Source organism: Streptomyces sp. enrichment culture (assembly GCF_964272895.1).
Lineage (GTDB): Bacteria > Actinomycetota > Actinomycetes > Streptomycetales > Streptomycetaceae > Streptomyces.
In genome coordinates this window covers 6422308-6446398 of sequence record NZ_OZ186832.1, presented here as the reverse complement: position 1 = coordinate 6446398, position 24091 = coordinate 6422308, and the positions used below count along the sequence as shown (strand labels likewise).

The 24091-nt window shown below is 72.2% G+C and carries 21 protein-coding genes; 4 read left to right on the top strand and 17 right to left on the bottom strand.

Annotated elements, in window-relative coordinates:
• Window positions 1-42 precede the first annotated feature (42 nt).
• From ACSU6M_RS28780 to ACSU6M_RS28705, 16 genes are all read right to left on the bottom strand, one after another.
• Window positions 43-1452, bottom strand: a complete 1410-nt coding sequence (locus tag ACSU6M_RS28780) for an aspartate aminotransferase family protein (RefSeq protein WP_437073535.1) — start codon at window positions 1450-1452, stop codon at window positions 43-45.
• Window positions 1449-3353, bottom strand: a complete 1905-nt coding sequence (dxs, locus tag ACSU6M_RS28775) for a 1-deoxy-D-xylulose-5-phosphate synthase (protein WP_437073534.1) — start codon at window positions 3351-3353, stop codon at window positions 1449-1451. Before dxs ends, ACSU6M_RS28780 begins: the two co-directional genes overlap by 4 nt.
• 4 nt (window positions 3354-3357) lie before the next feature.
• Entirely contained in the window at window positions 3358-4380 is a 1023-nt protein-coding gene (gene hpnH / locus ACSU6M_RS28770) for an adenosyl-hopene transferase HpnH (RefSeq protein ID WP_437073532.1), read from the bottom strand.
• 5 nt (window positions 4381-4385) lie between these two features.
• Window positions 4386-5027, bottom strand: a complete 642-nt coding sequence (locus ACSU6M_RS28765; protein ID WP_437073530.1) for a phosphorylase family protein — start codon at window positions 5025-5027, stop codon at window positions 4386-4388.
• Complete coding sequence (gene shc / locus ACSU6M_RS28760) at window positions 5024-7078, bottom strand: squalene--hopene cyclase (protein ID WP_437073529.1); 2055 nt, start codon at window positions 7076-7078, stop codon at window positions 5024-5026. The genes ACSU6M_RS28765 and shc overlap by 4 nt, the downstream gene beginning before the upstream one ends.
• Window positions 7079-7199: 121 nt before the next feature.
• Window positions 7200-8264, bottom strand: coding sequence for a polyprenyl synthetase family protein (locus ACSU6M_RS28755; RefSeq protein ID WP_437075398.1), 1065 nt, complete (start codon window positions 8262-8264; stop codon window positions 7200-7202).
• 68 nt (window positions 8265-8332) lie between these two features.
• Entirely contained in the window at window positions 8333-9760 is a 1428-nt protein-coding gene (gene hpnE / locus ACSU6M_RS28750) for a hydroxysqualene dehydroxylase HpnE (RefSeq protein WP_437073527.1), read from the bottom strand.
• A gap of 199 nt (window positions 9761-9959) precedes the next feature.
• The gene (gene hpnD / locus ACSU6M_RS28745; protein WP_437073525.1) at window positions 9960-10910 is read right to left on the bottom strand and encodes a presqualene diphosphate synthase HpnD; all 951 of its coding nucleotides are present in this window, start codon (window positions 10908-10910) and stop codon (window positions 9960-9962) included.
• Window positions 10907-11800, bottom strand: a complete 894-nt coding sequence (gene hpnC, locus ACSU6M_RS28740) for a squalene synthase HpnC (protein ID WP_437073524.1) — start codon at window positions 11798-11800, stop codon at window positions 10907-10909. Before hpnC ends, hpnD begins: the two co-directional genes overlap by 4 nt.
• Window positions 11801-12193: 393 nt before the next feature.
• Window positions 12194-12985 (bottom strand): ABC transporter ATP-binding protein, encoded by a 792-nt coding sequence (locus ACSU6M_RS28735; RefSeq protein ID WP_437073522.1) that lies wholly within the window; start codon window positions 12983-12985, stop codon window positions 12194-12196.
• Complete coding sequence (locus ACSU6M_RS28730) at window positions 12978-13907, bottom strand: ABC transporter permease (protein ID WP_437073520.1); 930 nt, start codon at window positions 13905-13907, stop codon at window positions 12978-12980. The genes ACSU6M_RS28735 and ACSU6M_RS28730 overlap by 8 nt, the downstream gene beginning before the upstream one ends.
• 90 nt (window positions 13908-13997) lie before the next feature.
• Window positions 13998-14870, bottom strand: a complete 873-nt coding sequence (locus ACSU6M_RS28725; protein ID WP_437075397.1) for a glycosyltransferase family 2 protein — start codon at window positions 14868-14870, stop codon at window positions 13998-14000.
• 8 nt (window positions 14871-14878) lie between these two features.
• Complete coding sequence (locus ACSU6M_RS28720; protein WP_437073518.1) at window positions 14879-15658, bottom strand: CDP-alcohol phosphatidyltransferase family protein; 780 nt, start codon at window positions 15656-15658, stop codon at window positions 14879-14881.
• Window positions 15636-16697 (bottom strand): iron-containing alcohol dehydrogenase family protein, encoded by a 1062-nt coding sequence (locus ACSU6M_RS28715; protein ID WP_437073517.1) that lies wholly within the window; start codon window positions 16695-16697, stop codon window positions 15636-15638. Before ACSU6M_RS28715 ends, ACSU6M_RS28720 begins: the two co-directional genes overlap by 23 nt.
• A complete protein-coding gene (locus ACSU6M_RS28710; RefSeq protein ID WP_437073515.1) occupies window positions 16685-17437 on the bottom strand; it encodes a sugar phosphate nucleotidyltransferase in 753 nt (250 codons plus the stop codon). The genes ACSU6M_RS28715 and ACSU6M_RS28710 overlap by 13 nt, the downstream gene beginning before the upstream one ends.
• Window positions 17434-19221, bottom strand: a complete 1788-nt coding sequence (locus ACSU6M_RS28705) for a DUF5941 domain-containing protein (protein WP_437073513.1) — start codon at window positions 19219-19221, stop codon at window positions 17434-17436. Before ACSU6M_RS28705 ends, ACSU6M_RS28710 begins: the two co-directional genes overlap by 4 nt.
• A gap of 349 nt (window positions 19222-19570) precedes the next feature.
• On the opposite strand from ACSU6M_RS28705, the gene galE reads away from it, so the two are divergent.
• The 3 genes from galE (at window position 19571) to idi (ending at window position 22429) form a co-directional block, all read left to right on the top strand.
• Complete coding sequence (gene galE / locus ACSU6M_RS28700) at window positions 19571-20542, top strand: UDP-glucose 4-epimerase GalE (RefSeq protein ID WP_437073512.1); 972 nt, start codon at window positions 19571-19573, stop codon at window positions 20540-20542.
• Window positions 20543-20726: 184 nt separating this feature from the next.
• A complete protein-coding gene (locus ACSU6M_RS28695) occupies window positions 20727-21668 on the top strand; it encodes a cation diffusion facilitator family transporter (RefSeq protein WP_437073510.1) in 942 nt (313 codons plus the stop codon).
• Window positions 21669-21835: 167 nt separating this feature from the next.
• Window positions 21836-22429: an isopentenyl-diphosphate Delta-isomerase gene (gene idi / locus ACSU6M_RS28690; protein ID WP_437073508.1), complete on the top strand. Its 594-nt coding sequence runs from the start codon at window positions 21836-21838 to the stop codon at window positions 22427-22429.
• A 3-nt stretch (window positions 22430-22432) separates the two neighbouring features.
• Here idi and ACSU6M_RS28685 read toward each other — a convergent pair whose 3' ends face one another.
• On the bottom strand, window positions 22433-22942 hold the full coding sequence (locus tag ACSU6M_RS28685) for an ATP-binding protein (protein WP_437075395.1): 510 nt from the start codon (window positions 22940-22942) through the stop codon (window positions 22433-22435).
• A 321-nt stretch (window positions 22943-23263) separates the two neighbouring features.
• Here ACSU6M_RS28685 and ACSU6M_RS28680 point away from each other — a divergent pair, with 321 nt between their 5' ends.
• Window positions 23264-24013 (top strand): enoyl-CoA hydratase/isomerase family protein, encoded by a 750-nt coding sequence (locus tag ACSU6M_RS28680; protein WP_437073507.1) that lies wholly within the window; start codon window positions 23264-23266, stop codon window positions 24011-24013.
• Window positions 24014-24091 lie beyond the last annotated feature (78 nt).

The following is a 24091-nucleotide window of genomic DNA, read 5'->3' as shown; positions in this document are numbered from 1 at the left end:
TGCCCCAGGGGCAAATTTCTTGCCTCTGAGGCAAAAGGGCAGTCAGCGGTTCGCCACCGCCTGCTTCACCAGCGTCCGCCCGAAGTCCCACAGCAGCCCGCCCCCGCTGTGCGCGTCGTCCATGACCTCGGTGAAGGCGTCCACGAACCGGTCCACCTCCCGCTCCCCCACGATCAGCGGCGGGATCAGCTTGATGACCTCCATATGATCACCGGAGACCTGGGTGAGGATCCGGTGCCGCTGGAGCAGCGGTACGACCACCATCTGCGCGAACAGGCCCTTGCGGGCGGCCTGGAGCATGGCCCAGCGGCTGCGCAGCTTCAGCGACTTGGGGCGGCCGAACTCGATGCCGACCATCAGCCCCCGGCCGCGGACGTCGGCCAGCAGCTCGTACTTCCCGACCAGGGCCGCCAGCCGCGACCGCAGCAGCTCTCCCGTCGCCCGGGCGTTGGCGACGATCTCCTCGTCCTCCATGACGGAGAGCACGGCCAGGCCCGCCGCCATGGCCTGCGCGTTGGAGCCGAAGCTCGCCGAGTGGACCAGGACGCGGTCCATGGACGAGTAGACCTTCTTGAAGATCCAGTCCTTGCCGAGGGTCGCGCCGACCGGCACGTACCCGCCGGACAACGCCTTGGCCACGCACACCAGGTCCGGCTCCACGCCGTCCTCGTGCTGGTACGCGTAGAAGTCGCCGGTCCGGCCGAGACCGGTCTGCACCTCGTCGGCGATCAGCAGTGCCTTGTGCCGGTGCAGCAGCTCCTGGGCGGCGCGCAGATAGCCGGGCGGCGCCTCGTGGACGCCCTTGCCCTGGATCGGCTCGACGATGAGCGCGGCGACGTCGCCCTTGCGCACCTCGCGGGCGAGGGCGTCGAGATCGCCGAGGGGGACGGCGGTGTCGGGCAGCAGCGGGGCGAAGCCGTCGCGGAAGCCGTCCTCGCCGTTGACGGACAGCGAGCCCGTGGTCAGACCGTGGAAGGCGTGCGCGCAGTACAGCACGCGCGGTCTGCCGGTGGCGCGGCGGGCGAACTTCAGCGCGGTCTCCACCGCCTCGGTGCCGCTGTTGCCGAAGAACACCCGGTCCAGGTGCGGGCTGTGCGCGAGCAGCTTCTCGGCGAGCAGTCCGGGCAGCGGCTGGCAGTCGAACCGGGTGAGGTCGGCGAGGCCCGCGTCGAGGACGTCGTGCAACGCCTTGCGGACGACCGGGTGGTGCCGGCCGAGGCCCATCACGCCGAACCCGGCGAGCATGTCCAGGTAGTCGTTCCCGTCGGTGTCCCAGAAGTAGGCGCCCTCGGCCCGTTCGTAGACCTTGTCGAAGCCGATGGTGTGCAGCATGCGCGGGAGCTGGTGGTTAAGGTACTTGGCGTGCAGCTCGTAGCGTTCGGCGCCGCGCGCGGCGAGCAGCCCGGCGAGGTCGAACTGCCCTGCTCCGGTGACGGGTTCGAGGGTGGTCATGCGGATCTCTCCTCGGACGGCTCTTCCTTCACGGCCAGGCTCGCACCGATCCGTCCGGCGATCTCCACGGGGGTCAGCCCGATGTCGGCGAGCACCTCGCCGCGCTTGGCGTGCGCGAGGAACTGCTCGGGGATCCCGAAGCGCCGCACGGGAACGTCGACATCGGCGTCGCCCAGCGCCAGGGCCACCGCCGAACCGACCCCGGCGGCACGGCTGTTGTCCTCCACGACGGCGACGAGCCGGTGCCCGGCGGCGAGTGGGGGCAGTGCGGGATCGACGGGCTTGACCCAGCGCGGGTCGACGACCGTGCACCCGATGCCGCGGGCCCGCAGCAGTTCGGCGGCCTGGAGGCAGACCCGCGCCATCACGCCCACCGCGACCAGCAGCACCTCGGGCGTCTCGTCGCGGTGCAGCACATCGAGGCCGCCCACCCGGTCGACGGCCGGGATGCGCGGGCCGACGGACTCCTTCGGGAAGCGGACCAGCGTCGGCGCGTCGTCCACGGCGACCGCCTCCCGCAGCTGGGCCCGCAGCTGGTCGGCGTCGCGCGGGGCGGCGATCCTGAGGCCGGGCACGACCTGGAGGACGGACATGTCCCACATGCCGTTGTGGGAGGCGCCGTCGGTGCCGGTGACGCCGGCCCGGTCCAGCACGAAGGTCACCCCGCAGCGGTGCAGGGCCACGTCCATGAGCAGCTGGTCGAAGGCGCGGTTCAGGAATGTGGCGTAGACGGCGACGACGGGGTGCAGCCCGCCCGTGGCGAGCCCGGCCGCGGACACGGCCGCGTGCTGCTCGGCGATGCCGACGTCCCACACCCGGTCCGGGAAGCGCTCGGCGAACTTCCCGAGCCCCACCGGATGCAGCATCGCGGCGGTGATGGCGACGACGTCCTCGCGCTCCTCGCCGATCCGCACGATCTCGTCCCCGAACACCGACGTCCAGGACGGGCCGCCCGAGGGAGCGAGCGGCTCGCAGGTGAGGGGGTCCATCGCGCCGACCGTGTGGAAGCGGTCCTCCTCGTGGGCCAGGGCGGGTTCATAGCCGCGGCCCTTGACGGTGAGGCAGTGCACCAGGACCGGTCCGTGGAAGCGCTTGGCGCGGCGCAGCGCGGACTGGAGGGCGCCGATGTCGTGTCCGTCGATCGGGCCCACGTACTTCAGGCCCAGGTCCTCGAACATGCCCTGCGGTGCGAAGGCGTCCTTGAAGCCCTTCTTGGCGCCGTGCAGGGCCTCGTAGAGGGGGTGGCCGACGACCGGGGTGCCGAGCAGCATCTCCTTGCCCCAGGCGAGGACCTTCTCGTAGCCGTCCGTGGTGCGCAGGGCGGCCAGGTGGTTGGCGAGGCCGCCGATGGTCGGGGCGTAGGAGCGCTCGTTGTCGTTGACGACGATGATCAGCGGCCGGTCCTTGGCGGCCGCGATGTTGTTCAGCGCTTCCCAGGCCATGCCGCCGGTCAGCGCCCCGTCGCCGATGACCGCGACGACATGTCCCTGCTCCCCCCGCACCTGGCGGGCCTTGGCGAGCCCGTCGGCCCAGCCGAGGGCGGTGGAGGCGTGGCTGTTCTCGATGACGTCGTGCTCGGACTCCTCCCGCGAGGGATAGCCGGACAGGCCGCCCTTGCCGCGCAGCTTGGAGAAGTCCTGGCGCCCCGTCAGCAGCTTGTGCACATAGCTCTGGTGGCCGGTGTCCCACAGGATGCGGTCGACGGGCGAGTCGAAGACCCGGTGCAGGGCGACGGTCAGCTCCACCACCCCCAGATTGGGGCCCAGATGTCCGCCGGTCCTGGCGACCGCGTGCACCAGGAACTCCCTGATCTCGCCGGTCAGTCGTTGAAGCTGCGCCTCGGACAGCGCCTTCAGGTCACGCGGGTGCCGGATGCTCGCCAGCAGCGGGTGGGCGGTCATGGGGTCACTCCCGGTTTCCGTTGACCGTCTCGCGCATCGCCCGCAGCGACTCCTTCAGCGACCCCATGGTGGCCAGCACCGCGGTCGGCTCGTAGCCGCAGTGCGCCATGCAGTTGGCGCAGCGCGGGTCCTTGCCCCGGCCGTACTTGTCCCAGTCGGTCTGCTCGATCAGTTCGCGGTACGTCGGCACATACCCGTCGCTCATCAGGTAGCAGGGGCGCTGCCAGCCGAAGAGGGAGTAGTTGGGGATGGCCCAGGCGGTGCAGGGGAAGTCGACCTTGCCCTCGAGGAAGTCGAGGAAGAGCGGGGAGTGGTTCAGCCGCCAGCGGCGCCGGTTGCCGCCGGCGAACGCCTTCCTGAACAGCTCGCGGGTCTGCTCCACGCCGAGGAAGTGCTCCTGGTCGGGCGCCTTCTCGTAGGCGTAGGCGGGCGAGATCATCATCTCGTCGACCTTGAGGTCGTCGTTGAGGAAGTTCAGCACCTCGATGACGGTCTGCGGGGTGTCGGTGTTGAAGAAGGTGGAGTTGGTGGTGACCCGGAAGCCGCGCCGCTTGGCCTCCTTGATGGCCTCCACCGCCTCGTCGAAGACGCCTTCCTTGGCCACCGACTCGTCGTGCCGCTCGCGCAGTCCGTCGATGTGCACGGCGAAGGCGAAGTAGCGGGAGGGCGTGAACTGCTCGATCTTCTTGCGCAGCAGCAGGGCATTGGTGCACAGGAAGACATACTTCCGCTTGGCCACCAACTGGCGGACGATCTCGTCGATCTGAGGGTGCATCAGAGGCTCGCCGCCGGCGATCGACACCATCGGCGCGCCGGACTCCAGCACCGCGCCCACCGCCTGGGCCACCGGCATGCGCTGCTTGAGCACCCCGGCGGGGTGCTGGATCTTGCCGCAGCCCTCGCACTTGAGGTTGCAGGCGAAAAGGGGTTCCAGTTCGACGATGAGCGGGAATTTGTCACGCCTGCGGAGCTTCTGTTCGGCCAGGTAAGTAGCGACCTTGATGGACTGACGCAGCGGCATGGCCATCTGGCTCACCTCCGGGGGAGCAGCAAGGAACGGTGCCATTCGAAGAAAGCGGGAAGGACGGAGCGAAGAACGCGGAAGGCTGATATTCCACCGCGCACGGTGCCGATCCGGACCAGTTCATGTTCGGGAGCGTCCACGACCACCCGGACGGCCGCAACAGGGCGATCGCCCGCCCGTACGGCGCTCAGCAGCGTGGCCGCGGATTCCATGTCGGCCGCGATCGCTCCGGTCGCGAGCAGGTCGGCGCGCTCGGCGCCGCGCACGATGTGGTCGGAGCCGGTGAGCGGCCCGGTGTGCACGGTACGGCCGGGCACGGCCCGGGTCAGCTCCTTGACCAGCAGTTCGATGCCCACGCACGGGGTGCTGCCGCGCGGGTCACGGGTCTCCTCGGCGACGACCAGGTCACCGGGGTGCATACCGGGGGCGAGCCCGGCGCAGAACCCGGTGGCCAGCACCGCGGCACCGGCCAGGTCCGGGTCGGCGAGCAGTGCGGTGACGGACCGTTCCGCCGCCTTGGGCCCCATACCGGTGCGCAGCACGGTCACGGGCCCGTCGGCGCCGCCGCGCTCGCCCAGGCGCAGGGCCAGACGCTCGATGCCGAGCGCGCAGGCGATCAGCAGCGGTGCCGGTGCGGGCGTGCGCGTCATCCGCGCCCCTCACGCTCGGCGGAGGCGGCGACACGGGGCCCGCCGGACGCCTCGCCGAAGGCCCGCGCGGAAGCCTGGGCGAAGGGTTCGCCGTGGACGTAGCGGCCGAGGGCGGTGAGCGGGAACACCTGGCGGTAGAGGTGGTAGTTGATGGAGAAGTCCCAGGGGAAGCCGGTGCCGGTGAAGTACGGCTCGTCCCAGGAGCCGTCCTCGCGCTGGGTCGCCGCCAGCCACCGGATGCCGCGCTCGACGGCCTCGGAGTCCCGCTCCCCCGCGGCGAGCAGCGCCATCAGCGCCCAGGCCGTCTGCGAGGCGGTGGACGCGCCCCGGCCGCTCCACTCCTTGGCGTGCTGGTACGAGCGCAGGTCCTCGCCCCAGCCGCCGTCGTCGTTCTGGACCTCTTCCAGCCAGGCCACCGCCCGGCGGATCGCCGGGTGCGTGGTGGGCAGCCCCGCGGCGGTCAGGGCCGGTACGACGGATCCGGTGCCGTAGAGGTAGTTGACGCCCCAGCGTCCGAACCACGAGCCGTCCGGCTCCTGTTCGGCCAGCAGCCAGTCGACGCCGCGCCGGGTGCGCGGGTCGTGGGCGAGCCCTTCGACGGCGAGCATCTCCACGACGTGCGCGGTGACATCGGCCGAGGGCGGGTCGATGACCTCGCCGAAGTCGCAGAACGGCAGCCGGTTGGGGAACGGACTGGTGTTGTCGACGTCGAACGCGGCCCACGCGCCGTTCCTCGACTGCATCCCGAGGTTCCAGCGCACCGCCCGCCCGATGGCCTTCTCCAGCCGCTCGGGGTCGGGATGGCGGACCCGGCGCAGCGCGAGGACGACCTCGGCGGTGTCGTCGATGTCGGGGTAGTTGTCGTTGTGGAACTCGAACGCCCAGCCGCCCGGAGGCAGTCCGGGCCGGCGCACCGCCCAGTCGCCGGGCCGCACGATCTCCTCGCCGAGCATCCAGTCGGCGGCCCTGACCAGTTGCGGATGGTCGGCGGGCACCCCTGCGTCGGCCAGCGCGATGGTCGCCAGGCACGTGTCCCACACCGGCGACTGGCATGCCTCCACCATCCGGGCGCCGTCCTCGCGCCAGACGGCGAACCGGTCCAGCGAGGCCAGCCCCTCGCGCATCACCGGGTGCTGAAGGTCGTAGCCGAGCAGGTGCAGGGCGATCAGCGAGTAGACGGCCGGGGGCTGGATGCCGCCCCAGCAGCCGTCGTTCTCCTGCCGTTCGATGATCCAGCGGGCGGCGCTGTTCATCGCGGCCCGGCGCAGCCGGCGCGGGGCGACCTTGCGCAGCACGTGCAGCGCCTTGTCCAGCCGCTGGAAGGCCCCGTCCCAACTCACCGCAGGCGCCAGGGGTTTGACGGGGTTCGGGTTGCGCGGGTCGGTGTGCAGCTCGTCGAGCGGGAACGGGGCGGGGCGCACCGGGCGCTTGGCGGAGACGATCGTCAGCGGGACGATGGTCTGGCGGGCCCAGCAGCCGAAGTCGTAGATGTTCAGCGGCACCCAGGGCGGCAAGTAGATGAGTTCCGGCGGGAGTTCGGGCAGGTCCTCCCACTTCCACCAGCCGAACAGGGCCAGCCAGATCCGGGTGAAGACCCGGGCCGCGGCGATGCCGCCGCGCTCACGGATCCAGGCCGCTGCCCGTGCCATGTGCGGCGCGTCGGGCGGGTCCCCGGCCAGCCGCAGGGCGACGTACGCCTCGATGGTGGTGGACAGTTCGCCCGGTCCGCCGTAGAAGGTGGCCCAGGTGCCGTCCTCGCGCTGCTCGCCGCGGATGAACAGGGCGGCGGCACGGGTGGTGGACTCGTCACGGATGCCCAGGAACTGACGGAGCAGCAGATCCTCGGCGTCCATGGTGACGTTCGTCTCCAGGTCGCCCTTCCACCATCCCTCGGCGTCCTGCCGGGCGAGCAGATGGTCGACGGCGCGTCGCATGGCGCGTTCGGCGGCGTCGTGGACCCCGGCCGCCTCGGGGGTGGTGCGCTCGGTTTCGCTGGCCGCGGCGGCCCGGGGCGGCAGGGCCCCGGTGCTTCCGTCGGTCGTCGCTGTCATGGCTTCCCCTTCACTGCAGTCGAATTCGGTGGCACGTCTGCTGTGGGTCCGCCGTCGGCCGGTGCGCGCGGCTGCGCGCCACCGGCCGGCGACTACGCGAGGGCTATTCGGCCGATAATGATCATCTCTTTCGTACGACGACGAAGTCCGCGAGCGCCGTGAACCGCGCCCGCACCCGCTCGGGCATGTCGACGGCGTCCAGGGCCTCGATGGCGATGGTGTGCTGGCGGCGGGCCTCCTCGGCGGTCCACTCCCGGCCGCCGGCCTCGTCGATGAGCGCGGCGCGGGCGGCGAACTCGGCCTCGGAGAAACCGGCGAAGTCGGGGCTGACCGCGTCGGCGGCGAGCAGCTCACCGAGCCGCTCGGAGGCGGGGCCGCCGGCCGCGAGCGCGGCGACGACCGGCAGGGACTTCTTGCGCTGACGCAGGTCGCTCCAGGTCTGCTTGCCGGTGGCCACCGGGTCGCCCCAGATGCCGAGCAGGTCGTCGATGGCCTGGAAGGACAGGCCCAGGTGGTAGCCGTAGCGCTCCAGCGCGTCGGCGGTGCGGTCGTCGGCGCCGCCGAGCACGGCGCCGATGGAACTGGCGCAGGCCAGCAGGGCGCCGGTCTTGTTGCCCTCCATCTCCAGGCACTCCTCGACGCTGACGCGGTCGCGGTGCTCGTAGGAGATGTCCTGGGCCTGTCCGTCGATCAGCGCGCGGGTGGCGGTGGTCAGCCGGTGGGTGGCGCGGGCGGCCTCGGCGGTGCCCAGCTCCAGCAGGATCTCGCCCGCCAGCGCGAACAGGGCGTCACCGGCGAGGATCGCCTGGGCCGGGCCGTACGCCTTCCAGACGGTGTCGCGGTGCCGGCGCTGCTCGTCGCCGTCCATCAGGTCGTCGTGCAGCAGCGAGAAGTTGTGGACCAGTTCGACGGCGACGGCACCCGGCACGCCCACCTCGGGGGCGGCGCCGGTGACCTCGGCGGACAGCAGGGCGAGCGCGGGGCGCACGGCCTTGCCGCCGTCGCCCTCGACGGGCTTGCCGTCGGCGTCGATCCAGCCGAAGTGGTAGGCGGAAACGGTGTCCATGGGTGGCGCCAGGCGGTCGATGGCCGCCCGCAGCACCGGTGTGGCCAGTGTCCGGCCGCGCTCCAGGAGCGCGGTCACGTCCACCGCGGTCTCTCGAGCGGCCGTCGAGGCCGGGGGCACAGTGGGCACAGTCTCTCCTCTTGTTGCGGTGCCGGAGGTGCGAGGACCTGCCGCGCGCTCGTCGACTCTCATGCCGCCACCTTCGACTCGAAGAGATGGCGGGGGCGGGGCCGGCCCAGGGCGTGCAGCGCGGCGTCGGCCGCGCTCACCCCGCTGCGGACCGCACTCTCCATCGTCGCGGGCCACCCGGTGGCGGTCCACGATCCGGCCAGATACAGGCCGGGGGCCTTGGTACGGGCGCCGGGCCTGAGCCGTCCGACGCCGGGCGCGGGAGCGAACGTGGCGGTGCGCTCCCGGGTCACGAAGAAGTCCCGCACGGCGGCGCCCCGCGCCGCGGGCAGCAGCCGCTCCAGCTCGGGCAGATAGCGGGCGCGCAGGGCCGCCACGGGCTCGTCGATCTCGTCCTGCGCGGCCGACTGCGACAGCGCCAGGTACTGGCCGCGCCGCAGCCCGGAGGCGTGGGTGCGGTCGAAGACCCACTGCACGGGGGTGCCGAGCGCGGCGAGGAACGGCGCGCTCAGCACCTTGCGGTCGTAGACCACATGGACGTTGAGGATCGGCGCGGTGCCGATCTCCAGCAGCCGCTCGGGGGCGTCGAGGGCGCCGGCGGGCAGCAGGTCGTACGTCTCGCGCTGCGGTACGGCGAGCACGACCGCGTCCGCCTCCAGGGTCTCGCCGGGCACCCGGACGCTCCAACGCCCGTTGTCGTGGCGGGAGACGGAGGTGACCCGTGTACGGGTCTCGGTGCGCACGCCCGCGGAGTCGAGCGCCTTGCGCGCCAGCCGGTCGTGCAGTTCGCCCAGCGGCACATGGGCCCAGCCGATGTCGGCGGCGCCCGGGTCGGACAGCAGCCCGGTCTTGAACACCATCGCGGCGAGCCCCAGGGAGGCGTCGCCCGCGACCGCGTTGAGGGTGGCGACCCCGACCAGGTCCCACAGCGCCTCGACGGCCCGCGCCGACTGACCGTGCGCGGTCAGCCAGCTGCCGAAGTCCTGGGTGTCCAGGGCCGGATCGGCGAGGTCGAGTCCCTTGAGCGCGAGCGCGGCACGACCGACCTTGGCGCGCTCGGCGAGCGAGAGATGCGGATACGTCGCCAGGCTGCGCCCCAGGTGCAGGGGGACGGGCAGCGCGTCGCGCCGCAGCCTGCCGAGCCGCCGGCCCGCGGGCCGGGTCACGTCGACGACGGGCACGTCGAGCCGGTCCTGGAGCGGGGCGAGCCCGGCCGCGCCGATCCGGTCCAGGAACCAGCGGTAGGCGGTGCAGCAGCGCAGATACACGTGCTGGCCGTTGTCGACGGTGAGGTCGCCGCGCTGGAAGGAGAAGGCCAGGCCGCCCAGCCTCGGCCTGCCTTCGAGCAGGGTGACGCGCATCCCGGCGTCGGCGAGCGCGAGCGCCGCGGTGATGCCGGCGAGCCCGCCGCCGACCACCACGGCCTGCTTGCCCGCGGTCTCCCCGAGGTCGGTGAGCGGCCCGTGCGGCCGAGTGCCGTCGGTCATCGTGCGTCCTCCCCTGGACGACCGCCGTGGTGGAGCGGCGCGTGGTGGCGGAACGGTGCGGGACGGTGGAACGGTGCGGGAGGGTGAGTCCCGGCCGGACGGTCACACGGTGCCTGGTCGTTGAAGGGTGCACAAGCCGCTGTCGTCAGGGACGCCACCCGTCCGCGCAGGGTTGCCCCGCGCTCGCCGTGCCGGGTCATCAGGCGCGCCTCCTGACGGTGCGCCGGAGCACATCACGGGTGTCGAGCCCGGAGAGTCCGCGCACGGCGACGTACGCCTTCTCGTGACCGGGCAGGGAGACGCGGCCGCGCAGCACCGCCTCCGGGTCGCGCTCGATGCGGTCCAGCAGGCGGCGGTAGATGCCGGCCATGGCCGCGACACACGCGCCGCTGCGCCGGTCGAGCAGCGGCAGCAGCCGGTAGCCCTCGGCGAACAGGGCGCGCGCCCGGCGCACCTCGAAGTGCACCAGGCCCGCGAAGTCGGCGCCCTCCGGCGGGTTCGCCCCGCCGAACCCGGCCGAGCAGCCGAACTTGGCGAGGTCGTCCGCGGGCAGATAGGTGCGCCCGCCCAGGGCGTCCTCGCGCACGTCCCGCAGGATGTTGGTGAGCTGGAGCGCGAGCCCGAGCGTGTCGGCGTACTCCGGCGCGCGCTCGGCCCCGCGCGCCCCCGGTTCGGTGCCGAACACCCCGAGCGAGAGCCGCCCGATGGCGCCCGCCACCCGCCGGCAGTACGCCTTGAGGTCGTCCCAGGTCTCGTAGGTCTCGCCGCGTACGTCCATCAGGACGCCGTCGATCAGTTCGTCGAGCCCGCCGAGCGGGATCGGGAAGACCTGGGCGGCATGGGTGAGGGCGACCGCGACCGGGTCGGTGTCGTCCTCCTCGACCACGCCCGCGCGCACCCGGGCGAGCACCGCGCGGGTGTCCTCCAGCCGGGCCGCCTTGACGTCGGCGTCGAGCGCGCCGTCGCCGATGTCGTCGACGCGCCGCGAGAACGCGTACAGCGCGGACATCGCCCGGCGCTCGGCCGCGGGCAGCAGGCGGATCCCGTAGGCGAAGTTACGGGCCTGCTGTCCGGTGACGGCCTCGCAGTAGCGGTAGGCGGCGAGTACCGGCGCGGACACCTGTGGATCGGGCTCCACGGTCCGGATCACCCCTCTCCTCGCAGAACGGCGCCCACCTCACGCAGCAACGAAATCCTGCCGGGCTTGGGCGGGCCGGGAAGTACGTCGTGGTCGGCGGCGGCGATGGCGCCCAGCGCCGCCCTTCCCCCTGCCACGAACCCTGCGAGCAGCAGCCGCAGCCTGCCGTGGACGCTACCCACGAGGGGGGTGCCCTCATTCAGCAGATCCCGGGCGCGTTGCGCCTCGAAGGCCACCAGGGCGCGTACCGACGCGCCCGCGCTCCTCGCCGAGAGGTCCGCCTCCTGGACATGGAAGCGCTTCATGTCGGCGGCGGGAAGGTAGATCCGGTCGCGGCCGAGGTCCTCGGCCACGTCCTGGAGGTGTTCCACGATCTGCAACGCGGTGCAGATCGCGTCGGAGCGGCGGATCCGCTCGGGGGTGGCCGTGCCGGTGACGGCGAGGACGAGACGGCCGACGGGGTTGGCGGACAGCTCGCAGTAGGCGAGCAGGTCCTCGTAGGTCTCGTAGCGCCCCACCAGCTGATCCTGCCGGTTGGCGGCGATCAGGCCGAGGAAGGGTTCCGGGGTGAGCGCGCGGCGGCGGACGGTGGGCTGCAGCCGGCGCAGCAGGGGGTGGCGGGGTTCGCCGTCGAAGACCCGGCGCAGGTCGGCCTCGAAGGCGTCCAGCAGGGCCACGCGGTCCTCGGCCGCCTCGGGCGGGACGCCGAGCAGACGGGCGTCGGCGCCGCCGGGGGCGAGGTCGCCGTCGCCGATGTCGTCGACGAGGCGGGCGAAGCCGTAGACGGCCATGAGGTCGGTGCGCCAGGCGCGGGGCAGGAAGAAGGGGGCCACGGGGAAGTTCTCGGCGGTGGCCTTGTCCAGGGTGGTGCGCTCGGGGTCGCCGGCGGCCGGTGCGGTCACCGGTCGCTACCCTGGGCGGGGACGGCGCATGCCTCGCGGAGCCGGGGAGTTTCCGTAGCCATTGCCGTCACATCTCCCGTTCTACACTGCGGACCCAATACACACTATTTCGGACACGCCGCCCGGCGCTCACCGCGCCGCCCCGGTGGGCGGTGTCGCGCGTTATCGCCCCACTTGCCGCGATTGGGACCGGTACAGCTTACGTCGTACAGCGCGCCCCGGGCCGTGGGGGTGCCCGGCACCTCCCAGGACAACACCGTTTCGCAGCCAACGCGTCCGGGGCCGGCCGGAGTTGACGTTTCCTTTGCGCGCCGCCGGACCGGCCCGTGGCCGTGTCCGCAGCACAGTGCCCCGCCGGAGCGGTTCCGGCGGGGCTCCTCGGGAGTCACCGGATCACTTGCCGGTGAACTTCTCGTACTCCTTGAGCACCTCGTCGGTGGGGCCGTCCATGCGCAGCTCGCCGCGCTCCAGCCACAGCACACGGTTGCAGGTGTCGCGGATGGACTTGTTGTTGTGGCTGACCAGGAACACCGTGCCTGCCTGCTTGCGCAGCTCGCGGATGCGGGCCTCGGAGCGCTTCTGGAAGGAGCGGTCGCCGGTGGCCAGGGCCTCGTCGATCATGAGGACGTCGTGGTCCTTGGCGGCGGCGATGGAGAACCGCAGCCGGGCGGCCATGCCGGAGGAGTAGGTGCGCATCGGCAGGGTGATGAAGTCGCCCTTCTCGTTGATGCCGGAGAAGTCGACGATCTCCTGGTAGCGCTCCTTGATCTGCTCGCGGGACATGCCCATGGCGAGCCCGCCCAATATGACGTTGCGTTCGCCCGTGAGGTCGTTCATCAGAGCCGCGTTGACGCCGAGCAGGGAGGGCTGGCCGTCGGTGTAGACCTTGCCGCTCTCCGCGGGCAGCAGACCGGCGATGGCCCGCAGCAGGGTGGACTTGCCGGAGCCGTTGGAGCCGATCAGACCGATCGCCTCGCCCCGGTAGGCGACGAAGGAGACGCCCTTGACGGCGTGCACCTTGCGCACGCCGCGCTCCTCGCCGCGCTTGAGCATCCGGCTCAGGGCCGCGGTCGCGCTGCCCTTGCCGCCCTTGGCGCCGTTGACGCGGTAGACGATGTGCAGCTCGTCGGCGATGACGGTCGGGACGCGGGGGCCGCCGTTGCCGTCCTTGTCGAGATCAGCCACGGCCGTACCTCTCCTCAGCCTTCCAGAAGTACACGAAGCCGCCGACCGCGAAGAGCACGGCCCAGCCGAGCGCCACCGCCCAGACGTGGTCGGGGAGGTTCTCGGAGCCGTAGCCGTCGATCAGCGCGAAGCGCATCAGGTCCATGTAGATGGCGGCCGGGTTCCACTGGAGAACGTCGGCCAGCCACTGCGGCTTGTCCTTCAGCATGATCGGGATGGAGAACATCACACCGGAGGCGTACATCCAGGTCCGCATCACGAACGGCATCAGCTGCGCGAGGTCGGGCGTCTTGGCGCCGGCCCGGGCCATGATCAGGGCGAGGCCGGTGTTGAAGAGGAACTGCAGCACCAGCACGGGCACGATCAGCAGCCAGGACAGGCTCGGGTAGCTGCCGAAGGAGCAGGTCACCGCGATCAGCACGACCATCGAGAACAGCAGCTGCTGAAGCTGCTGCAGCGAGAAGGAGATGGGCAGCGAGGCGCGCGGGAAGTGCAGCGCGCGCACCAGACCCAGGTTGCCGGAGATCGCCCGTACGCCCGCCATCACCGAGCTCTGGGTGAACGTGAACACGAACACGCCGGTGACCAGGAACGGGATGTAGACCTCGCGGGACATCCCGCGGTCGGCCTCCAGGATCACACCGAAGATGAAGAAGTAGACCGCCGCGTTCAGCAGCGGGGTGACGACCTGCCACAGCTGGCCCAGCTTGGCCTGGCTGTACTGGGCCGTCAGCTTCGCCTGGGAGAAGGCCAGGATGAAGTGGCGGCGGCCCCAGAGCCGGCGGACGTACTCGACGAGCGAGGGCCTGGCGCCGCTGACGGACAGGCCGTACTTCTCGGCGAGCTGGGCCGCCGACAGGGACTCGTCGGGGGACGGGGGCGCGGTCACCGCGACCCTGCCGTCCTGGGTGGTCTCACTCACGGGTGGAAACTTTCGTCTTCGATGTGCGCGGCCGGTGCGGGCCCGGCGGTGCCGGGGGTTCCGGCACCGATGCCCGCAGGGTCGAGCTTGTCAGATCACCGGGGGGCGGCCCAGTCGGGTCAGCCGCCACACCGTACGCCACTTCATCGGCCTGCGCGGACCGCAGGGCGTGCTCCAGCCTTCCCGGAATCCACCGAACCACGCCTTGAGCGCGGGCCCCGACGGCTTGCGCAGCAGCGTCAGCAGCAGCCATACGCCGAGGTAGACCGGGACCAGCAGGGCGGGGAGGTTGCGGCGGGCCAGCCAGACGCGGTTGCGGGCCACCATCCGGTGGTAGACCGCGTGCCGGGAGGGGGCGGTCGTCGGGTGGTGGAGGACCATGTCCGACCGGTAGTCGATCATCCAGCCCGCGTCCAGCGCGCGCCAGGCCAGGTCGGTCTCCTCATGGGCGTAGAAGAACTCGTCCGGGAGCCCGCCGACCTCGGCGAAGACCTGGGTGCGTACGGCGTTGGCGCCGCCGAGGAAGGTGGTGACCCGCGAGGAGCGCATCGGGTCGGAGGCGCGCAGCCGGGGCACGTGGCGGCGCTGGGTGACGCCGGTGTCGGGGTCGGCGATGCGGAAGCTGATGATGCCCAGCCTGTCGTCGGCCGCGAACGCCTGCCGGCACAGCTCGGCGGTGTCGGTGCGGGCGAGCAGGCCGTCGTCGTCGAGGAACAGCAGGATGTCGACGTCGGTGCCGCCGGGGCCGAATGCCTCGATGCCGACGTTGCGGCCGCCGGGGATGCCGAGGTTCTCGGGCAGTTCGATCGTGCGCACGCCCTCGGGGACGTCCGGGACGGGCGAGCCGTTGCCGACCACGACGACCTCGACCGGGTCGCCGTCCTGCTTGGCGACCGAGTCGATCAGGGCACGCAGCTCGTCGGGGCGGTTGCCCATGGTGATGATCACCGCGCCGACCTTCATACCGGCGCTCACTTCAGCCTGCTGGAGGCGAGGATGGACACCAGGTGCAGCAGCGTCTGCAGCAGCGCGATGCCCGCCAGGACGGCGACGCCGAGCCGCGAGAAGAACAGGTCGCCGCGCGCCTGGTCGGCGATCGCCAGGACCAGGATCAGCAGCGATGCCTCGATGCCGAGGATGAGGCGGTGGAACTTCAGCGCGGCGGCGGCCTTGCGGGCCAGCTTCATGCCGGAGGAGCGCATCTCGGCGGCGGCCTCCTTGACCGGGGGCAGCCCGTTCTGGTGCCGGGCCACGCCCACCAGGTCGGTCTCCGCCTTGATCAGGATCGCGCCGAGCGCGGCGAGGGTGCCGAGGAACGCCCACAGCCAGTCGATGCGGCCCTCGCCCCACACGTCGGCGGCGCGCAGCCCGAAGCCGACGAGGACGGCGGCGTCGGTGAGGTAGGCGCCGACCCGGTCGAGGTACACGCCGTTGAGCGAGTACTGCTTCTTCCAGCGCGCGACCTCGCCGTCCACGCAGTCGAGCAGCAGGTACATCTGCACCGCGACCACGCCGAGCACGGCGCCCGTGACGCCCGGCACCAGCAGGGCGGGGGCGGCGAGCACGCCGAAGAGGGTCATCAGGTAGGTGAGCTGGTTGGGTGTGACCCGGGTGGGCACCAGGTGGCGCGTGACCCGCAGGGACACCTCACGCATGTAGAGGCGCCCCATCCAGTGCTCACCGCTGCGCCGGTCCTTGACCCCCGGAGGGTGGACGACCGGGCGGAGTTCAGCTACCGATGGCCTTGACATAGTCGGCGTAGACGTCCTTGATCTGGTCGGTGGTGAGGTCGAGGTGTTCGAGGATCGTGTAGCGGCCGGGCCGGGTCTCCGGGGCGAACTCCACGGCCCTGACGAACTCGTCGGTCGTGAAGCCGATCTCCTCCGGCAGCACCGGAAGCCCGTGGCGGCGCAGCACCCGGGCCATGTACGCCGACTCCTCGTGGGCCCCGCGCAGATACATCGCGAAGGCGGCGCCCAGTCCGCACTGCTCGCCGTGGGCGGCCGCGCGCTTGGGGAACAGCAGGTCGAACGCGTGGTTGATCTCGTGGCAGGCGCCGGAGGACGGGCGGGAGTCGCCCGACACCGACATGGCGATGCCGCTGAGGACCAGGGCCTCGGCGAGCACCTGGAGGAAGTCGGTGTCCGCGACCGAGCCGGGGTGGCGCAGCACGGCCTCGCCGGCCTGCCGGGCGATGGCGGCGGCCAGGCCGTCGATCTTCTCGCCCTTGACCCGGTGGGCCAGCTCCCAGTCGGCGATCGCGGAGATGTTGGAGACGGCGTCGCCGATGCCGGCCCGCACGAAGCGCGCCGGGGCCTCGCGGATGACGTCCAGGTCGATCACGACGGCGATCGGGTTGGGCACGCCGTACGAGCCGCGGCCGGCGTCGTTGTCGAGGGTCGCGACCGGGGAGCACAGGCCGTCGTGCGCGAGGTTCGTCGGCACGGCGACCAGGGGCAGGCCGACGCGCGCCGCGGCGAACTTGGCGCAGTCGATGATCTTGCCGCCGCCGAGGCCGACCAGCGCGTCGTAGTGGCCGGCCTTGATGTCGGCGGCCAGCCGTACCGCGTCGTCGAGGGTGCCGCCGCCGACCTCGTACCAGGTGGCGCCGGGCAGGGCGGGCGCGAGCCGCTCGCGGAGCAGGGCGCCGGAGCCGCCGCTGACGGCGACGGCGAGCCGGCCCGAGTGCGAGATGCGCTCGTCGGCCAGGACCCCGCCGAGGTCGTCGAGCGCGCCGGGGCGGATGTCGACGACGACGGGCGAGGGGATCAGCCGGGTCAGTAGCGGCACGCGATCTCCCGTCCCCGGGCGAGGTCGTCGTGGTTGTCGATCTCGACCCAGTCGACCTCGCCGATCGGCGCCACGTCGATCCGGAAGCCGCGGTTCACGAGCTCCTGGTAGCCATGCTCGTAGAACTGCTGCGGGTCGGTCTCCCAGACGGTCTTCAGCGCGTCGACGAGCTCGGGGGCGGCGTCGCCCTCGATGAGGGTGACGCCGATGTACTCGCCGGTGGCCTCGGCCGGGTCCATCAGCTTGGTGATCTTCGTGACGCCCTTGTCGGGGTCGACGACGACCTTCATCTCCTCGTCGGCCAGGCTCTTCACCGTGTCCAGGGCGAGGATGATCCTCTTGCCCTCGCCACGGGCGGCGAGCAGCGTCCTCTCGACGGAGACCGGGTGGACGGTGTCGCCGTTGGCGAGGATCACGCCGTCCTTGAGGGCGTCACGGCCGCACCACAGGGAGTAGGCGTTGTTCCACTCCTCGGCCTTGTCGTTGTCGATCAGGGTGAGCTTCAGGCCGTACTTCGCCTCCAGGGCCGCCTTGCGCGCGTACACGGCCTCCTTGCGGTAGCCGACGATGACCGCGACCTCGGTCAGACCGATCTCGGCGAAGTTGCCGAGGGTGAGGTCCAGGACCGTCGGCTCGCCCTCTATGCCCGCCGGCCCCACCGGCACCAGCGCCTTGGGCAGGGTGTCGGTGTAGGGGCGCAGTCGGCGTCCGGCGCCGGCCGCCAGCACGAGGCCGATCATGCGGGTTCTCCTTCATCGTGTACGGCTGGGGCTCCCGCGGAGACCCAGAAGCGGATGCTCTCGACGAGCACCACCAGGGCGACGGCCACGGCGAGGGCCGTGAGCGCGACCGTGAACTGCGCACCGGTGAGCAGCGCGGCCAGCACCGCGACGAGCAGGGTCCGCCCCTCCTGCCCCCCGACGGCACGCACCAGCCAGGCCGGGGGCGCTCCGGCGCTGCCGCGGATGCGGTACACCGTGTCGTAGTGATGGTAGGCGACGGCCGCCACCAGGCCGAAAGCCGCAGGAAGGGCTCCGCTCACGTCCGCCTTGGCCGCGAGGATCAGCACGGTGCCGTACTCGGCGGCCCGGAAGAACGGCGGGACCAGCCAGTCGAGGGCGCCGGTGAGGGGGCGGGCCAGGGCGAGGGCGGAGAAGCAGACGTAGAAGACGGCGGCCAGGGCGGGCAGCGGGCTGCCGTACGGGGCGATGGCGGTGGTGACCACGAGCGCGGCGGCGCCGGTCAGCGCCGAGGCGAACGGGGTCTTCAGGGGCCAGGCGACCTTGCTCAGCCCCTCGGCGAGCGGGCCGTTGTCGGCGAGATCGGCCAGAGCCCTGGCCGCCCGCTCGGTGCGCCGGGCCTTGCGGGTCAGCGACCGCAGCACCCGGCCCGCCGTGGTGTACGCCGCCGCGAAGGCGCAACCGACGAGCAGCGCGTAGAAGGTGATCCGGGGGGTGGTGACCGCGGTGAGGACCGCGATCATCGCCCAGCGCTCGCCGATCGGCAGCACGATCATCCGGCGCACCCACACCGTCCAGCCGACGCTGTCCAGCTTGTCGGAGAGGGCGGCGGTGGGGCTGGTGTTGGCGGTGGCGTCGTGGTTGGCCTCGTTGAAGGAGAAGTCCACGACGTGCCGGCAGGTCTGGAGGATCATCGCGCCGAGGGCGAGGGCCCAGACGTCGTCGCCGCCGCGGGCGGCTCCCAGGGCGAGGCCGGCGTAGTAGGCGTACTCCTTGGCCCGGTCGAAGGTGGCGTCGAGCCAGGCGCCGAGCGTGGAGTACTGCAGGGAGTAGCGGGCGAGCTGGCCGTCGGTGCAGTCCAGCACGAAGGAGAAGAGCAGCAGCAGGCCGGCCGCGACGAAGCCGCCGCGGGTGCCGGTGGCCGCGCAGCCGGCCGCGATCAGCGCGGTGACGAGCGAGGCGGTGGTGACCTGGTTGGGGGTCAGACCGCGGCGGGCGCACCAGCGGGCGAGGTACCGGGAGTAGGGGCTGATGAAGAAGGTGGTGAAGAAGCCGTCGCGGGCCTTCACCGCCGACTTCAGGCGTACGGCCTCGTCGTCGACGGCGGTCACGGCCTGCCGGGCCTCGTTGCGGGCCTGCGGGTCGGCGGGGACGGTGGCGACGAGGGAGCCCAGCTCGGGGCGGTGCACGGCGGCGCCGTCCGCGTCCAGGGCGGTGACCAGGCGGTCGGCGAGGCTGTCGACGGCGAGCGTGCCGGTGTTCTCGGCGCTCTCGCGGGTCAGGGCCCGGCTCAGGGCCGGGCGGCCGGCCGGCTGGGCGGTGACGGCGCCGGGCACGGCGGCGAGCGGGAAGCGGGGGTCGGTCAGACCGAGGCGCAGGGCGTGGACGTGCCCGACGAAGCGGGGGTCGACGACCGCGACCCGCTGGTCCGCCGGGACCTGCGCCACCAGGCTCGCGGCGTCGTCGGCGCCGGAGGCCACGCGGACGTCGAAGCCGAGGGACCGCAGATCGCCCTCGATCGACGATCCGGGGACCGGCTGACCGGTGAGGATGGCGGTCGGCAACCGAACTCACTCCCTGGGTCCCGACGCGTCGCGCCGGTCATGTACATGATGGGGGCGCCCCTTGGCTGCACCAGGCGGGCGGCATGTCGGCAGAGGCTATCGGATGCCGGGAAAGCCGCGTTCACCGGCCGTTCACGGTCCGGTCGACGCGGTCTGCTCGCCGCCTCCGTCGCGATCATCATCGGTGATCCGGGGCCGAGCACACAAAACCACGGTCCCAGAACGGACATACGCGGCATACGCCGGTCCGGTCCCGGAGTGCGCGGGCACGGGCGGGCGGCGCGTGAGCCGGGGGGCCAGCTCGGGGCGGGCGGCTCGCCGGCCGGGAGTCGGCTTAGGGTGGGCCACCATGACGTGGCTGATAACCGGCGGTGCCGGATACATCGGGGCTCATGTGGCGCGGGCCATGACGGACGCCGGGGAGCGCGTGGTCGCCCTGGACGACCTCTCCGCCGGGGTCCCCGCGCGGCTGCCCGCCGGCATCCCGCTGGTCCGGGGCTCGGCGCTGGACGCGGACCTGCTGCGACGGGTCCTGGCCGAGCACGAGGTCACGGGGGTGGTGCATCTCGCGGCACGCAAGCAGGTCGCGGAGTCGGTGGCCCGCCCCACCTGGTACTACGCGGAGAACGTGGGCGGACTCGCCACGCTCCTGGACGCCGTCGCGCAGGCGGGAATCACCCGTTTCCTCTTCTCCTCCTCCGCGGCCGTCTACGGCACGCCCGATGTGGACCTCATCACGGAGGACACCCCGTGCGCGCCGGTGAACCCCTACGGCGAGACCAAGCTGGCGGGCGAGTGGCTGGTGCGGGCGGCGGGCCGGGCGCACGGCATCGCGACGACCTGCCTGCGCTACTTCAATGTGGCGGGCACGGCCGCGCCCGAGCTCGCCGACACCGGGGTGTTCAACATCGTGCCGATGGTCTTCGACCGGCTCACCCGCGACGAGGCCCCGCGGATCTTCGGCGACGACTATCCGACGCCGGACGGCACCTGTATCCGCGACTACATCCACATCCGCGACCTCGCCGACGCCCACCTCGCGGCGGTCCGGCGGCTGAGCTCCCCCGGAACGAGGGGCGACCTCACGGTCAACATCGGACGCGGCGAGGGCGTCTCCGTGCGCGAGCTGGTCACCCTGATCGGCGAGGTCACCGGCGACACCCGGCCGGCCGTGGTCGAGGGCCGCCGCCCCGGTGACGCGCCCCGCGCGGTCGCCTCCCCCGCCCTCGCCGCGAAGGAACTGGGCTGGACCGCCCGGCACGGGGTGCGGGAGATGGTCGAGTCGGCGTGGCAGGGGTGGCTGCACCACCACGGCCGCTGACCCGCGTGGCCCGGCGGACGCCGCCCCGCAGCCCCACGGACGCTGACGCGCCTTACCCACACCCTCTGACCTGCCCTTCGTTTTCGCAGGTCAGGGCACATGACAACGGTGTTCAGTGCCGCGTTGCGCATACCCCCTCCCCGTAGTTGACTGTGTCGCGGTCGATCACGGAAGGGCGGTTCCCATGGGGGCTGGGCATGACCACGGGCACGGGCACGGACACGCCGCACCGGGCGGTACCGCGACCGCGGCGTACCGCGGACGGCTGAGCATCGCGCTCGGCATCACGCTGAGCGTGATGGTGGTGGAGATCGTCGGCGGTGTGCTCGCGGACTCCCTGGCCCTGATCGCGGACGCCGCGCACATGGCGACCGACGCCCTCGGCCTCGGCATGGCCCTGCTGGCGATCCGCTTCGCGAGCCTGCCGGCCACACCGCGGCGCACCTTCGGCTACGCCCGCGCGGAGATCCTCGCGGCGCTCGCCAACTGTCTGCTGCTGCTCGGCGTCGGCGGCTACGTCCTGTACGAGGCGATCGAGCGGTTCATCACGCCGGCCGGTACGGAGGGCGGCCTGACGATCGTCTTCGCGCTGGTCGGCCTCGCCGCGAACATGGTCTCCCTGAGCCTGCTGATGCGCGGCAGCCAGGACAGCCTCAATGTGCGCGGCGCCTTCCTGGAGGTCGCGGCCGACGCGCTGGGCTCGGTCGCGGTGCTGATCTCGGCCGCCGTGATCCTCACGACCGGCTGGCAGCCCGCCGACCCGATCGCCTCCCTGGTGATCGGCCTGATGATCGTCCCGCGGACCGTGCGCCTGCTGCGCGAGACCCTGGACGTGCTCCTGGAGTCGGCCCCCAAGGGCGTCGACATGGCCGAGGTCAGGGAGCACATCCTGGACCTGGACGGCGTCGAGGACGTCCACGACCTGCACGCCTGGACCATCACCTCCGGGATGCCGGTGCTCTCCGCCCATGTGGTGGTGCGCTCGGACGTCCTGAACGCGATCGGCTACGAGAAGATGCTGCACGAGCTCCAGGGCTGTCTCGGCGACCACTTCGACGTGGAGCACTGCACCTTCCAGCTGGAGCCGGGCGGCCACGCCGAGCACGAGTCCCGTCTGTGCCACTGACCCGCACGGCACGGCATGTCGGGGGCGGGCTCGGGATTCCGGGACCGGACGCCCGGGCATGATCGTCCATCGGGGCGTCCCCCGCGACGTACCGGCCGCGCGCAGTGCCGGGCGCGCCGGGCCGCGTACGGCAGACTGGGGCGCGAGGACCGAGGCGAAGGATGGGTATGCCGATCACACCTGCCACCGCGACGCACCACGCGTCCCAGGGCACCGCTGAAGCGATCTTGCTGGAGCTCGTCGACGAGAACGGCGTGACGATCGGCACCGCGGAGAAGCTCGCCGCCCACCAGCCGCCGGGACAGCTGCACCGCGCGTTCTCGGTGTTCCTCTTCGACGACCGCGGCCGGCTGCTGCTCCAGCAGCGCGCGCTGGGCAAGTACCACTCCCCCGGTGTGTGGTCCAACACCTGCTGCGGCCACCCCTATCCGGGTGAGGCGCCCTTCGCGGCCGCGGCCCGGCGCACGTACGAGGAGCTGGGGGCCTCCCCTTCGCTGATGGCCGAGGCGGGCACGGTCCGCTACAACCACCCGGACCCGGCCTCGGGCCTGGTGGAACAGGAGTACAACCACCTCTTCGTCGGCCTGGTGCAGTCCCCGCTGCGGCCGGACCCGGAGGAGGTCGGCGACACGGCCTTCGTGACGCCCGGGGAGCTCGCCGAGCGGCACGCGCGGGACGTGTTCTCCTCCTGGTTCATGACCGTGCTGGACGCCGCGCGCCCCGCGGTCCGAGAGCTGACGGGCGAGTCCTCCGGCTGGTGAGCCTCAGGGCTGTGCGACGGGCTTGAGCGGCAGGGCGGCCCAGATCACCTTGCCGCCGCTCGCGGTGTGCTCGACGTCGCACACGCCGCCCGCCTCCCGGGCGATCTCCCGCACCAGGAGCAGTCCCCGGCCGCCGGTCTGGCCGTGGTCGGCCTCCAGCGCGGTCGGGCGGTAGGGGTGGTCGTCCTCGACGGACACCCGCACCCACTCCGCGCCGACCGCGACCTCCACCGCCAGCATCGGCGACAGCAGGGCCGCGTGCCGCACGGCGTTGGTCGCCAGCTCCGAGACGATCAGCAGCAGCCCCTGGACCAGGTCCTCCGAGACGGGCACGCCCTGTCGGTACAGCAGGTCCCGCACGGCGTGCCGCGCCTGCGGGACCGAGGCGTCCACGGCCGGAGCGGTGAACCGCCAGACGCCTTCGTACGGCAACGGATCCGAGGGACCCGTCGGAAGAGGCGCGTCCGCGCCGCCTGCTGGGCGTGGGCCGGTCCCGCGCCCGTGGGTCTCCATCGTCCGGTCGCCACCCTCGCGCTCGATTGTCACCACACGTCGAGTGTTGGTAATCAGTCGCTCCGCTCCGGATGACTGAACACAAGTCAGCGACTATCGAGCGTTTCTGACCGTTGGCGTATGACACGGTCAGTTGTGGGACTGGTCCTGTGTCCCTGGTGCCGACTTCGCGAACTTTTCGGGTTGTACGGGTTTGCGGGCGGCCTCGCCCTTTTTGCCGGGGGTTCTTCCCCGCCGCGCGATCAGGCCCCTGCCGGCGCCGTGCGGGCACCGTGATCAGCCCCACAGGGCGCGGGCGCGGGGCCGGGCTAGCATCCGCTCATGGAGCCCCAGCTGCTGCACAGCGTCACCGATTCCGTGGCCACCGTCGTCGTGCACCACCCGGCCAAGCGCAATGCCATGACCGCGGCGATGTGGGCCGCGCTGCCCCCGCTGCTGACGTCCCTGGCCGCCGATCCGGGCGTACGGGCGCTGGTGCTGACCGGGGAGGGCGGCACCTTCTGCGCGGGAGCGGACATCTCCACGCTGCAGGGCTCGCCGCGCGAGGCGCAGGAACTGGCGGTACGGGCCGAGGAGGCGCTGGCCGCGTTCCCGCGGCCGACGCTGGCGGCGATCCGGGGGCACTGTGTGGGCGGCGGGTCGCAGTTGGCGGCCGCCTGCGATCTGCGGTTCGCGGAGGAGGGCGCGCTGTTCGGGGTGACACCGGCGAAGCTGGGGATCGTCTATCCGTCGTCGTCCACCCGGCGGCTGGTGTCGCTGGTGGGGCCGGCCACCGCCAAGTACCTGCTGTTCTCCGGCGAGTTGATCGACGCCCGGCGGGCGCTGAGCACGGGGCTGGTGGACGAGGTGCTGCCGGAGGGCGAACTCGCCAAGCGGGTCGCCGAGTTCACCCGGATCCTGGTCTCGCGTTCGCAGCTGACGCAGGCCGCCGCCAAGGAGTTCGCCGACGGCCGCACCGACCGCGACGCGCACTGGGCCGCGCAGGCGCGCGGCAGCGGCGACACCGCGGAGGGCGTCGCCGCGTTCCTGGAGCGCAGGCAGCCGCGCTTCACCTGGACCACACCGGGCTGAGGCGCCGTCTCACGTCAGCGGGAACCGGCTCCTGCCGTGCCCCGGCCGAGGCGCACACCTGCGCGTCCCGCACGACGA